The organism is Bacillus sp. ISL-35 (genome assembly GCF_018613355.1).
Lineage (GTDB): Bacteria > Bacillota > Bacilli > Bacillales > Cytobacillaceae > Mesobacillus.
In genome coordinates this window covers 37,773-50,792 of the sequence record NZ_JAGGQK010000006.1, presented here as the reverse complement: position 1 = coordinate 50,792, position 13,020 = coordinate 37,773, and the positions used below count along the sequence as shown (strand labels likewise).

The 13,020-nt window shown below is 37.6% G+C and carries 14 protein-coding genes; 4 read left to right on the top strand and 10 right to left on the bottom strand.

The window, feature by feature from the left end:
- Positions 1-211: 211 nt before the first annotated feature.
- The 5 genes from J7E38_RS09670 to J7E38_RS09650 all read right to left on the bottom strand — a co-directional run bounded on the left by J7E38_RS09670 (position 212) and on the right by J7E38_RS09650 (position 4,078).
- Entirely contained in the window at positions 212-1,312 is a 1,101-nt protein-coding gene (locus J7E38_RS09670; RefSeq protein WP_214705540.1) for an HNH endonuclease, read from the bottom strand.
- A gap of 43 nt (positions 1,313-1,355) precedes the next feature.
- Positions 1,356-1,583, bottom strand: coding sequence for a helix-turn-helix domain-containing protein (locus J7E38_RS09665; protein ID WP_214705539.1), 228 nt, complete (start codon positions 1,581-1,583; stop codon positions 1,356-1,358).
- 384 nt (positions 1,584-1,967) lie between these two features.
- The gene (locus tag J7E38_RS09660; protein WP_214705538.1) at positions 1,968-2,201 is read right to left on the bottom strand and encodes a hypothetical protein; all 234 of its coding nucleotides are present in this window, start codon (positions 2,199-2,201) and stop codon (positions 1,968-1,970) included.
- 22 nt (positions 2,202-2,223) lie between these two features.
- Positions 2,224-2,550, bottom strand: coding sequence for a helix-turn-helix transcriptional regulator (locus J7E38_RS09655; RefSeq protein ID WP_214705537.1), 327 nt, complete (start codon positions 2,548-2,550; stop codon positions 2,224-2,226).
- Positions 2,551-3,034: 484 nt separating this feature from the next.
- Complete coding sequence (locus J7E38_RS09650) at positions 3,035-4,078, bottom strand: HNH endonuclease (protein ID WP_214705536.1); 1,044 nt, start codon at positions 4,076-4,078, stop codon at positions 3,035-3,037.
- A gap of 512 nt (positions 4,079-4,590) precedes the next feature.
- On the opposite strand from J7E38_RS09650, the gene J7E38_RS09645 reads away from it, so the two are divergent.
- On the top strand, positions 4,591-4,791 hold the full coding sequence (locus tag J7E38_RS09645; RefSeq protein ID WP_144475686.1) for a cold-shock protein: 201 nt from the start codon (positions 4,591-4,593) through the stop codon (positions 4,789-4,791).
- A gap of 426 nt (positions 4,792-5,217) precedes the next feature.
- On the opposite strand, the gene J7E38_RS09640 is transcribed toward J7E38_RS09645, so the two are convergent.
- From J7E38_RS09640 to J7E38_RS09630, 3 genes are read right to left on the bottom strand one after another with little or no spacing between them, the layout of a single operon-like run.
- Positions 5,218-6,309 (bottom strand): ABC transporter permease, encoded by a 1,092-nt coding sequence (locus tag J7E38_RS09640; RefSeq protein WP_214705535.1) that lies wholly within the window; start codon positions 6,307-6,309, stop codon positions 5,218-5,220.
- Positions 6,306-7,232 (bottom strand): ABC transporter ATP-binding protein, encoded by a 927-nt coding sequence (locus J7E38_RS09635; RefSeq protein ID WP_214705534.1) that lies wholly within the window; start codon positions 7,230-7,232, stop codon positions 6,306-6,308. The genes J7E38_RS09640 and J7E38_RS09635 overlap by 4 nt, the downstream gene beginning before the upstream one ends.
- A 35-nt stretch (positions 7,233-7,267) precedes the next feature.
- Positions 7,268-7,525 carry a hypothetical protein gene (locus tag J7E38_RS09630; RefSeq protein WP_214705533.1) on the bottom strand — a complete coding sequence of 86 codons (258 nt, stop codon included), beginning with the start codon at positions 7,523-7,525 and terminating at the stop codon, positions 7,268-7,270.
- Between the two features lie 313 nt (positions 7,526-7,838).
- Between J7E38_RS09630 and J7E38_RS09625 the strand changes: the two genes are divergently transcribed.
- From J7E38_RS09625 to J7E38_RS09615, 3 genes are all read left to right on the top strand, one after another.
- Positions 7,839-8,573 (top strand): SDR family NAD(P)-dependent oxidoreductase, encoded by a 735-nt coding sequence (locus J7E38_RS09625; protein WP_214705532.1) that lies wholly within the window; start codon positions 7,839-7,841, stop codon positions 8,571-8,573.
- Positions 8,574-8,756: 183 nt separating this feature from the next.
- Positions 8,757-9,218: a GNAT family N-acetyltransferase gene (locus J7E38_RS09620; RefSeq protein ID WP_215038415.1), complete on the top strand. Its 462-nt coding sequence runs from the start codon at positions 8,757-8,759 to the stop codon at positions 9,216-9,218.
- Positions 9,219-9,308: 90 nt separating this feature from the next.
- Positions 9,309-9,815 carry a PadR family transcriptional regulator gene (locus tag J7E38_RS09615; RefSeq protein WP_214705531.1) on the top strand — a complete coding sequence of 169 codons (507 nt, stop codon included), beginning with the start codon at positions 9,309-9,311 and terminating at the stop codon, positions 9,813-9,815.
- A gap of 35 nt (positions 9,816-9,850) precedes the next feature.
- On the opposite strand, the gene trhA is transcribed toward J7E38_RS09615, so the two are convergent.
- Together trhA and ltaS are read right to left on the bottom strand one after the other, a co-directional pair.
- Positions 9,851-10,489 (bottom strand): PAQR family membrane homeostasis protein TrhA, encoded by a 639-nt coding sequence (gene trhA / locus J7E38_RS09610; RefSeq protein ID WP_214705530.1) that lies wholly within the window; start codon positions 10,487-10,489, stop codon positions 9,851-9,853.
- 184 nt (positions 10,490-10,673) lie between these two features.
- Positions 10,674-12,578 (bottom strand): lipoteichoic acid synthase, encoded by a 1,905-nt coding sequence (gene ltaS / locus J7E38_RS09605; protein ID WP_214705869.1) that lies wholly within the window; start codon positions 12,576-12,578, stop codon positions 10,674-10,676.
- Positions 12,579-13,020: the final 442 nt, after the last annotated feature.

Below are 13,020 nucleotides of genomic sequence, written 5' to 3'. Positions count from 1 at the left end.
AATTTTCTATGGCCTTATTCATTTATTCGAACGTATGTTTTACCAATAAAAATTATACCATTATATTAGAATTTTTCAAAGGAAATAATCTTCTTTAAATATTATATAAGTGTTTATTATATTTGAAAAGGTTACTTTTTTAATTTATATTCAACCACTAACTCAGATAAATAAAAAAGCAGCTAATAATAACTATTATCTGCTTCATTGTCTATTGCATAAAATTACGCTCTTTTATATTTATTATTTTTATAAGAGCGTTGTTATATTCTATTCTATCATGACTAAAATGCACTCTTTTATGACAGTTAGGACAAACGGCTGCAACGTTTTCGGGATGGTCCATTCCCCCATCAGATAATCTATATAAATGATGTACTTCTAAATAGGGTTTGCCCTTAATTGTATAAAATGGCGCTTCGGTATTACAGGCTTCACAAATGCCATTTGCCCGAACTAGTGCATATTTCTTGATAGCAGCAGAACGTCTTCTCACTATATGTATCTTTTCCTGAATTCTATATGAATTTAAAGAAGAGGATTCTGTTGCTATATCTCTAAGCTCTTGAATATCATTTGTTTCAATAACACTTTCAAGATTATCTATTTCGATATTAACTCTATCTATTTTAATGAACTCAAAAATTATTACTCGTCTACTTTCACCTTTTTTATCTAGCCCAATACCAAAATGGTAATCAATAAGGCTTAATTGACCTTTAAATGAATAAAGACCCAAATTATGGTTCTTTTCAAATAAATATACATCCTTACCGTTTTCTTTATGATCTCTTAAAGCTTTATTTCCCTCTTTGAATTCCTGATTTCCAACTTGGCCTTCACCAGTGTAAAAATATATTGATTCATCTTGCCAACCATCTTCATATCCATATGCTTTCCCTTCCCTTCCAGAAAAAATAAATATCATAGGATTTTCTCTCGAAGAAGAAATACCTCGCTGTCTGTTCCCCCCTAGGCTATCATGAATCTCAGATCGTTTATATTCTTTACCCTCCTTAAACGGGTAAATAGATTGTGCTGTAATTGAATTTCTTATTCCCCAAACTCCAGAACCCTTCCCAGAAACAGAATAAAACAGATCTTCTTCTCCACCTTGCTTACCTTTAAAAATATCACAATCGCTAGAATGTAAATAGAGATTTTTTCGTATTTGAGATTTCCAATCCGTATAACTGGTTAAATCAATATTTTTCGTTTTTGATACTTCATTATAGATCTCTTCTAGGGTTCCTTTTCCACCAAGATTATTAAAAGCAATCATTATTTCATTTATCCATTTGTTTAATGACATAGAAGTCCTCCCCTTTTCAATCATAAATCCAACCAAACAATGACTAGTTTTCAGATATATCCAGGTCAATAATTTCCCTGATATCCGTAATACTGAGAGATTCTGCTATTCGTTCAATATGTTGAAAGTTAATATTCTGTCTTTTGTTATTTGCCAATTCACTGAGTGTGGGGTGACGTATATCTGTTAATCTAGATAGCTCTCTTAAAGAGATATTTCTCTCACTAATTAGACGTTTAATGTTGATTCTTACTTTGACTTTTCTCTTCATAGGATCTCTCTTTCTTCGAAATATGTTTACAGATGAAAATTAACATATAAAAAAACCCTATGTGGTACGCAAATGCGGACCACATAGGGGTTCAAAAATATTTAATAGAACATTATTATTAACATACAGAGTATTTACTCAAGAATTTTTGCATTATAAGATTATAGAAGGTTTATTTAGAAGAATCAGTAAGACAGCTCTTTTGTTTCATTTGAGAATTAAAACATCTCATTTAGTGGTAGCTCGCTTCTGAAATCTCCTTTTTCAATTAAGGATAAGGTTCTAATATTTTCTAAGAATATATTTTTACACTGCTTCACAATTTATTAATGGGTATCCAATAAAGTATTAATTAGTTTTATTAAAGTAATGGTTAATGATTCTTCATCTCCTATATACATTAAAATATAAATCTTTTAATGCCTTCCTAGCAGCTCTCCTCGCACTCCACCTATCCGTTCCAACTCCAATAGCATCCAAATAAGGTGGTTCTTCCTGGCATATTGTCACAACTACTTTAAAATGATTAGTATACTTAATGATTTCCATTTCAATTTCATCATTGTATTCATTGGTGAACCTATTTACCCTTCGCTCGACATATTCTATTGAATACATTTAGGTTCCTCCAACCTATTATTTACTCGTCATTTTTAGCATTCCGTTTCTTTTTAAGAATAACTTTCTTCTGTAATACTTCCTTGAGAGCTGCATTATAGAATTCTTGGTTCTCTTTTACTTCATAAATTACTTTCATTAGTTCATCTGGTTTCAATTCTAAAGAAGCTGCCAAATTAAAGAAAGTCTCCAGTGAGGGTTTATATTGATCTCGTTCTAAATTGCTGATTGTTCTGCGGTCTTTATTGCTCAAGTCAGCTAAATCTTCTTGATTTAGTAGTTGTTCTCTTCGCAGCTTTTCAATAATCTTACCTACAAAAATGGTCTGTTTGGTCTGTTCGTGATCCAAGGGAAAACTCCTTTTTAAGACCATTAGATAACTATTGATTAAATCGGAACACGCATATAATTAGACATTTGTTTCCTTAATGCAACTTAAAAAAAATTCATAGTAAAAAGCGACAGTCACTGAACTGTCGCTAGTGTATTTATTTTTATGTAGTTTACAAGCAAGGGAGATATAACTATGTCTAGGTGAACCAGTTAATAATTCAAACTTTACACGGTAAACATATCCACTGCTTAAGCATTTTTCTGCATAAACTCCATGTATCTTTCAAGGGTAAGACGGTAGTGATTTACTGAGTTAGGAAATTCCTTTTCTATATCCATTCTCATTCGAGAAGTAATTTCACTTTCCCCTTAATAAATTCCTCTTTCTACTATTCCATTAAAACGGCCGACAATAATCTCTAGCTGATTTTCGCCAATCTTATATTCTTTTTTTAGAAAATCCTTAAACTCCATACCCTACCACCTTCCTTGCACCAAGATTAAGAAAATATTTTGTGATTCTTTATTTCATTAGCAGAAATTCGCTTTCTTAACTCTTCGACAGACATGTAGACACCATTTTCTTTCCGATGAAGCATTGCATGGCAATTAGGACAAACAGGGATCAAATCTTTTACCGGGTCCACTACATAATCCTGCTGTATCAAATGAAGTGGAACAATGTGATGGATATGTATAAAATCTCTTCCAACTTCCCCATAAATATCTTTGAAGTTCATATTACAAATCTGACAATGGACACCAAAATGGTTCATACAACGCTTACGGGCGATTGGATTTCTCTCATAGACATTTACAGTAACGGTTTTACTCTTTCCTTCTTCTTGCGGTTCAGGAACTTCATCTGGGAAGTACCCTTCCGTCAAATCATGTTGAAAAAAGGACATTATATAATCTAGTAGTTCTCCATTAAGTTTCATAGCTCCTTGAATATTCCCTTTCAGGCCATTATCTCGTAATCTAGTAAGAGATAAATCAGGAGTATCAACTGCATCTATTAGTCGAATGCGTGCACGATCGTATTCTAGTGATTGCTTGAATTTTTCTTCGTCTATCCAAAAAGAATTATCATAAATAATATCTTCATCTGTTACTAAACCTTCGATAACTTCCACCTTATAACGAATTTTCTTAATATTACCGGAGACATAGATAAAAATAATATCGCCATTTTCGTAGTTATAGGAGCGTTTCCAGTCAATGGTATCATAATAATCAAATGCTCCATCAACATCATAATCATTTGGGTTAGCTGGTATTAACCAAATGCGACGAGCATTTTTATGACCAGTTTCCTCAAGTTCTTTACGTCGTTTAACTGAAATTTTTTCAGGTGCAACAAAGCGATACTCATCTTCATCAATATAAAAAGGAATATTATAAACATAACCTCTTTCTATATGGTCATAGTATTTATTTTTGGAAGTATTAAGTTTCTTTGCCAAATATCTTGCTGCTTCTTGAATACTCTCTGCTTTAAAAAGAAGCTTATCATTCTTTAAAATAGTAATTGAACTAGCCATTTTATTCTCTCCCTAGTAGATTTTCAACATTCTTTTATTTTACATTTAATTCAATTAAAAAAAACAATTTTTCTCACACAATTGCATAGTGGTAATGGCACCTGCACCAAACGTAAAAAAATCAACTGAAACCGTTCCAACCAACTGCTTGACCCTTCTCACTTAGAGATATTAAATTATTCTCTTTTATAGCTTTTTAAAATTAATCTTTCTTCAACTTTCCTACTACTTATGTTAAGAAGGTAATCCACAAAAAAATGTTAATCCGTCCTGGTTCAAAGCATATATTCGTTCAAGAACCATTACAGCAGCCTAGCATGGTCAACGTTACTAGTGTATTAGTAATGTTGAGGCTGAGAAGATTTGCTTTATCTTACGTTTCCTGTTATGATGAATAAGAATTATTTTTGTTCGGTGTAAAGGATAGTATAAGTATCAACTTTTCGTCTTGATGATCACTTTGGGCAAGGATAGTAATACGTTGTGCGATAACGCACTAGGAGGCAACAAAAATGGAAACAGGTACAGTTAAATGGTTTAATGCAGAAAAAGGCTTCGGATTCATCGAGCGCGAAGGTGGAGACGACGTATTCGTACACTTCTCAGCTATCCAAAGTGAAGGTTTCAAATCTTTAGACGAAGGTCAAAAAGTTACATTTGACGTTGAGCAAGGTGCTCGTGGAGCTCAAGCTGCTAACGTTCAAAAAGCTTAATCTTAAATCATTTATACGAACAGGCTCTATATATAGAGCCTGTTTTTTATATTCCTAAAATAAATAATTCTCAATAAAAAACCCTGCTCAAGATTTGAGCAGGGAGATGGAACCGGTAATGTAAAAAGGTTTAAAAATAAAAAGGTTGTTTCTAGTATAACATACCCGATTGACGATAGGCGGATTTTATTAAATTATTTTTTACTACAGGAAGAGCCACAGGGACGATTCTTGTATTTCATTCGCGAATAGAATTATTTCTATTATTGAAATTATAAAACCCACATAAAAAAAAGCTGCAATTTCTTAACTGTCGCAAAACCTTTAAATATTATTTTTCCAAGCAATGATGATTTTCAAAGTTCAGTGAGACAAGCGGATGCCTTGTTATTTAATGATGTCGGACTCATTTCCCCTCTCTCTCCTCTACTCCCATTTAAACACATAACTCGCGACAATGAATCCGCCAATTAACCAACCGCCGAGGACAAGTGTTTCTGTCCCTAATTGGTGGAATGGTGTTCCGAGGTTCATCGTCTCCCTCAATGCGGAACTCAAATGGGCGATTGGCAGGATTTTCACGATTGGCTGGATAATGTCAGGCATATTGTTAATCGGGAAGAAGACTCCTCCAAGAAACAGCATCGGGAAAGTGATAAAACCAGCAATTGGTCCTGCGCTTTCCGGGTTTTTCGCGATTCCGGCGATGATGAAACCGAGTGCCATGAAAGCTAATGCGCCAAGGATGATGAAGAAGATCAAGGCAAGCCAGGAACCTGCGACGTGAATGCTAAAGATAAAATGAGCTATAAGGACGACGAGCAGTGCCTGGGTTCCATTCAGCAGCAGGCGGGCGGTGATTTGTGCGGCAATGAAGGTGGAGGCTTTCAGTCTCGTCCCTTGCATTCTTCGCAAAATTCCTCTTTCACGCCAGGCGGAGATTTGACCAGCAACACCGTTCATATTGTTGCTCATGATCATCATTGCGACGATTCCTGGAACCAGGAAGTCCACATAACGAATCGTTAACGCTTTGATTCCCACTTTTTCAACGGTGACTACCGGCTTGTAGTCTGTTAGCTCCTTGCTGTATTGATCAATGATCCCGTTCACGACAGTGAGGCCGAGTTCTGATGTAGTGAGGTTTTTTTCATTATAATAAACAGGAAGTGTCGAGGCCTCATTCTGCTTCTCTAGTTTCGCTTCGTATCCTTTTGGAATCTCCATGAACAGCTGGATGTCTCCATTTTTCAGGGCTTCTTTCCCACCTTTGATACTTTTGAACTTTTTCGCCTCGAGCCCCTCATTTTTGTAAAAGCGTTCTGTTAAGGCTTTTGAAGCACTTGTTTGATCGAGGTCGATCAGCCCTACTGACAGGGATAGATTGCTGTCATTACCGGCAAACGTTCCAAGGGCCAGCATCAGAATGATCGGAAAAAGTAAGGTGAAAAACAGGACCTGCTTGTTTCGTGCAAAAATCCGTAATTGTGCCAGTGTTAATTGCCAATATGCCCTCATGATTCCCTGATGCTCCTTCCAGTCATATGGATGAATACATCCTCTAATGTCGCTGATCGAGTCTGTAAATCCTCAATTTTGAAATGATGTTCTTCTGATGCATGAATCAAGGAAGTCAGGGTGACTTGAACATCATCCGTATATAACTGGACAAAGTTGTCTTTAATCGATACTTCCTCCACTCCCTCCATTTTCAAAAACCAGCCTTGCTCTGGTGGATTGCTCAAATGGAATTCCACTGTACTTGTAGACTGCAGTTTTTTCACGAGATTCATTGGCGTATCAAGAGCAATCAGCTCGCCCTGGTCCATGATTCCGATGCGGTCACAAAGCACATGGGCTTCGTCCATATAATGTGTCGAGAGAATGATCGTTTTTCCCCGCTCTTTCAAGCGGAGAACGATGTCCCAAAGGGTCCTTCTTGCCTGCGGGTCAAGCCCGGTCGTTGGCTCATCGAGGAATACAATGTCTGGGTCGTGGATCAGAGCAAGTGCAATGGCAAGTCGCTGCTTTTGCCCGCCTGATAGTCCTTTAATTCTGTCATTCCGCTTCTCTGTCAGCAGCATATCTTCGATTAGTCCATTAATGTCCACGTGTGTCGGATAAAAGCTCCCATACAAATGCAGAATTTCTTCTACTTTTAACAATTCAAACAAGGAGGTGGACTGAAGCTGTACACCAATCACCTCTTTGACTTTGTTCACTTCTTTTATTACATCATAGCTTGATAGTGTTGCGGTGCCCTCGTCTGGCTTTCTGAGGCCCACCAACATTTCAATAGTGGTCGTCTTGCCAGCTCCATTCGGACCAAGCAGGCCGAAAATTTCTCCTCTTTTCACCTGAAAGGATACTCCTTTGACAGCGGTGAAAGAACCATATCGTTTTTTAACTCCTTTTACATCGACGATGATGTCATTTTGCATAGCAATCCTCCAAAGGTATCTATAAAAATTTAGCACTATTCAGCAACTTTTTTAAACGAAAATATAATCATTCCAGAAATCATCGCGACTGCTAGGAAGGTAAATAGAAACAAAAAAGGTGAACCATTGTACCCAAATGCTACTTGTGTTTGTAGTGGGTCGACCTGATCCCAGGCACCCGTAACATCTGGTTGATAGTTTTTCGTTTTTATATAGCCTACAAACATGACACCAGCAAAATAAAGGAAATGGATCACAACAGAAGCGCTGATGGCTTGTAAAAATAGCTTCATCTTCCTGACAGCTCCTTGTTCACTAATTCTTAATACATATTCTAGTAACAGGTAATCAATCCCTTTCTCGAATCGCAGAATTGTTCCCCTATCTAATGTTTGAATCGGTTAATTTATCTAGTCGGAACTGTTGTGTTTGACTATTGCAAAACTATACAAAATAAAATCTTACTTACTACAATACTGTCAAAATCTCTTAGTGAATATTCTTCCATCCCCTCCAACTAAATGCTAAAAATGAAAAACATATTACTTTGCACAAAGTATATATTCGAATATAATATGAGTGAACACAGGAAAGGGAGGAATTATGATGGGGAAATTTGATAATAAAATCGTTTTGATTACAGGTGGAGCTTCAGGTATGGGGAAAAGAATGTCTGAGCTTTTTGTTGAAGAAGACGCTTATGTCATTGCGGCTGATATAAATAAAGAATTGCTTGATGTGGTCAGCCAGCATGACTCGATTGAAGGCAAGTTGTTGAATGTAATGTCTGAGGACGATTGGAAAAAGGCTGTTGATGAAATCATTGCTGATCATGGCAGAATTGATATACTGATTAATAACGCGGGAATTGCGACAGAAAAAGAAATGGATGAAACAACGATTGAAGATTGGGACCTCATGATGCGCATTAATGGTTTTGGTCCGTTTGCTGGCATGAAGCACGTGCTGCCACATATGGTGGAACAAAAAAGCGGTGTTGTTGTGAATATTTCAAGCTATACTGCTATGGTTGGTTTGGGCGTGAATACGTATACCGCTTCAAAAGGTGCTGTACGATCCATTTCACGTGCTGCGAGCACCGCATATGGTAGATTCGGAATCCGTGTAAATACTGTATTCCCTGGTGTCATCCAAACACCAATGACGGAAAACTTGTCAGAATCAAGTGAGGTTGTGCAGCGCTTGATTATGGCTACACCATTGCAGCGTCTTGGACAAGCTGATGATGTAGCAAGGGCCGTCTTGTTCCTGGCTTCTGATGATGCAGCTTACATTACTGGTGCCGAACTAGTCATTGACGGCGGTTTTTCTGCACAATAATAGGTGCTTTATCTAACAGACTAAGCCATATGGTTTAGTCTGTTTTCATTGTTAAGTTATTCCCCCGCTTCCCCGCTAACATAAGAATATCTTATTACAACTCATTAAAACTACACCATTCACTTATGTGTATAAATCAGTTAGCATAGAAGCAAATAGATGAATGAGATGAGGCGAATAAGAATGGATGCTAAATTGGTGTTTAGAATGGCTGAAGAAAAAGATTTAAACTGTATCGTTGAAATGCTTGCTGATGATCTTTTAGGAAGTCAGCGTGAACGTTTTTTGCAGCCACTTTCCCAAAGTTATCTGGACGCATTTAAGGCAATTTCCTCGGACCCTAATAATGAATTAATTGTTGCTTGTGTTGGAGATGAAGTGATTGGCGTACAGCAAATTACTTTTACCCCCTACATCACCCATCAAGGCGGATGGAGAGCGACTATTGAAGGAGTCAGGACCTCATCACGAGTCAGAGGAATGGGTATAGGAACTGAACTGATTAAATGGGCCATTAAGCGAGCGGAAGAACGGGACTGTCATTTAGTGCAGCTGACAACGGATAAACAAAGGCCAGACGCATTGAGGTTTTATGAAAAATTAGGTTTTACTGCAACCCATGAAGGTTTGAAGCTAAAACTATAATGCCTTTCTTATAAGGGAAGCCATTTATGCGTCCCTTTTTTAGCTTTCATGATATATTGTATTTCTAGCCCAATCGAAAGAAGTGAAACCATGTCCATCCAGATTGTCCTTTTAGGATTACTGCAGGAGAAATCCTATCACCCATATGAAATGAAGAAGACGATTATCGAAAATAAATGGGACCATCTCTTCCCGGTGACGGATGGGAACGTCTATCATGCGATTAGAAAGCTTGAAAAGCATGAATGGGTGAAAGCTGAAAAAGAAGAACAAGTCAACAATCGTCCGAACAGGACTGTCTACCAAATCACGGATGAAGGAAAGACTCAACTGTCCAGGGAGATTCAGCTCGTATTTGAACAAAGGCTGAAAGAACCGCGCTCTCTTTATCCCGCCACCCTTTTCATCCATTCATCAAATGTTGAAGAAATAAAGAATATGATCCAACAATGGATCCTCGAGCTAAAGGAAGAAAACTCGATCCAGACTGACTATCCAGAACAACTTCCTCAACTGATCCACAGACATTACAAGGGAACGAATGAACTTTATATCAAATGGTTTGAAGACCTTTTGAAAAATATTAAAAAGAGTTAGAAGACAAATCGTCCTCTAACTCTTTTTCGTTCCCCTTATGGCAACAAACTCAAAACCGCAAAAAAGTGCATGATCGATCCGGCTAAAACAAACACATGCCAGATTGCATGGTGGTAATGGAACCCGCGCCAGACGTAAAAGATGGCTCCTACTGTATATAGGACTCCACCGATCACGAGGAATAACAGTCCTTGTGAGGAGACATTTTGTGTTAGTGGTCCCCAGGCAAATACAATCAGCCAGCCCATTACTACATATAACACTGTTGATGTATGCAGGAACCGTTTGACGAACAGCGATTTGAACACTGTTCCTGCGATGGAAAGACCCCAGACGATTCCGAATAAGGTCCATCCTAATGTCCCTTTAACGGCGATGAATAGGAATGGTGTGTAGGTGCCGGCAATGAAGAAATAAATGGATGAGTGGTCCATGATTTCAAAGAAGTCCTTTGCTTTGCCGGGTGGAAAGCTATGGACGAGTGTTGAAGATGTATATAGCAGGACCATTGTCGCTCCGAATAAGGTAAAACTGACGACATGCCATGCAGTTCCGTACAGTGATGCAAAGACAATCAGGATGACGAGTCCGGCAATGCTTAATAGTCCGCCTATTCCATGGATGATCGCGTTCGCGATTTCCTCTCTCTTCGTAAAAATATGTACATTTGCCATTGCGTTAACTCCTTTGCTCTAAATGACAAACGGTCAGGCTGATCCGTTCCTTTTTTCATTCGATACTAAGTATAGCATTTATGGCTTTAATAGGTGAAAGGATATGAAGCATGATAAGTACGTTTGGTGTCCTTTTAATACAAAAAAGCTGCCGGGCTTATGGTGCTCGGCAGCTTTTCTGTATTTATTTTGCTTTGTTGCTGGTCGGTTCGTTTTTCTTATTATAATTGTACTGTGAACGGTCAACCGGGACAAAACCATTAGGAGTGTAGAAACGTAAAAGGTCACCTTCTACAACCTTATCAGAGTAATTCAGAATGGTCTCTGTGATTTCCTTCTGATGTTTTGCCTCTTCTGTTTCCTCGATCACAGTTCCGGTTGTTGAGTCATAATACTTACCGTTAATGTAAGAGGCAGTTGGACTTACGAAATCACCATTTCGGAACGGCACTAGCTCATCGTGTTCTTCTGATAGTAAGTCTGTACCCATTTGCAGGTAAGGCTTTGTATCAATTCCCAATAAATGCATAAGAGTCGGCATCAGATCAATTTGACCTCCATATTCATGCATTGTGCCACCTTTGACTCCAGGTACATGCATTAATAACGGTACGCGCTGAAGGCCGGCACTTTCGAATGGAGTAATTTCTTTGCCTAATACTTGCTCCATCGCCTTATTATGATTATCGGAAATGCCATAGTGGTCACCGTACATGATAACAACGGTGTTATCATATAGTCCGGTTTCCTTTAGATAGTCAAAGAACTCTTTTAATGCCTCATCAGCATATCGCGCTGTCTGGAAGTATGAATCAACGGATGCATCTCCAGTTGTATGAGGTTCAATTGTAGTTTTTTCTTGATCCATATGATAAGGAAAATGGTTGGATACGGTAATGAATTTTGTATAAAACGGTTGTGGCAATGATTCGAGCATTGGCTGTGATTGTTCTAGGAATGGCTTATCCATTAACCCATACTCTGCAAGGTCCTCTTCATTCAAGTTGTAATAGCTTGAATCAAAGAAGTTCTCATAGCCAAATGATTTATAAATTTCATCACGGTTCCAGAACGATCCATTGTTCCCGTGGAACACAGCAGAACTGTATCCGTTTTGGCCAAGGATCGCAGGTGCAGCTTGATACGTGTTCATTCCTTTAGTAGAGAAGGCAGACCCTTGCGGCAGACCGTATAGGGAATTCTCAAGGATGAACTCAGCATCAGATGTCTTCCCCTGAGCTGTTTGATGGAAAAAGTTATCAAAATACAGGGTATTTGCATCTCTAGTTAAAGAGTTCAAGAATGGCGTTACTTCTTCGCCGTGAAGTTTATAATCAATCAAGAAATTTTGCATTGATTCAAGGTGGAAGTATACAACGTTCATTCCTTTTGCAGCACCAAAATATTCCGGATTCGGTTTTGCGTAATGTGTTCTCTGGTAATTGAGGATTTCAGTTAAATCATCCGTACTTGCCATAGCGCGTTTCATGGAGCCATTGACACTCTGTACAGCATCATAAATAGTGTAGTTGTACATCCCCAAATACTTAACAATATAGTTGCGGTCGAATGTTCTTGTCAGTAATTGTGGTCGATCTTTTTCTGCCAGACCGAGGTTCACTGACATGATTAGGATGGCGGTGATAAACACTGTCGCCACACTTCTATGGTTTACCCTTCCGCCCGTACGCTCTTTTTTGAAGATTAATCCAACAGCCAATACAATCAGCGTGTCCAGGAAAAATAAAAAGTCATACGGTTTTAACAGAGATGACACACTCGTGCTTACATCCCCAAAGTTTTGTGTCTGCGAAATCGTTGGGATCGTAATGAAATCACTAAAGAATCGGTAATACACAACATTCGCAAACAATAAGAAGCTCAAAATAAAGTCAAAAACAATGAGCCATAGGAATTTTCTTTTCCTTGAAAACAAAGAAAATCCCAAGAATAACATGACAGAACCTAACGGATTCAAAAATAATAGAAATTCTTGTACATTATTATCCAAGCCTAGTTTAAATTCTAAATGTTGTACTAAATATGTTTTCACCCATAATAAGACAACAGCTAAAAGGAAAAGGCCCATGTGGTTTTTTTGTATTTTTTTAAACACCTTTTTCTCCCCCTCTTTCTACCGTCTACTGTTTTAATAGCTTTTAAGATTATGCAAGCCATTCAAACATTCTATAAGATTTTTAAGCTAATGTAAAGTTATTTAATATTCTATAAAAAGACTGTAAATTTTTCCTTCTATTATTTTCTAATCGAACCAGTAGTTTAGAAGTAATATTATGTAATCGCTTATTTCTTTCCTATTAAATGTTTATCGGAGTTACTGACTGCGGTGGCAAAAGTTTAGAAATTTGGCAATGTTAAAATTGAATGGTGATCATTAAACTTCAAAAACGGCTCCTGTACATATAGACGAAAATTCCCCGCTTATGTATTCCCTTCTTACATAAAAATAAACCAGAACTAAAAATAAAAAAGGATTAAATTGATTTTTCTAGTTAGACTCACCTTGGCGT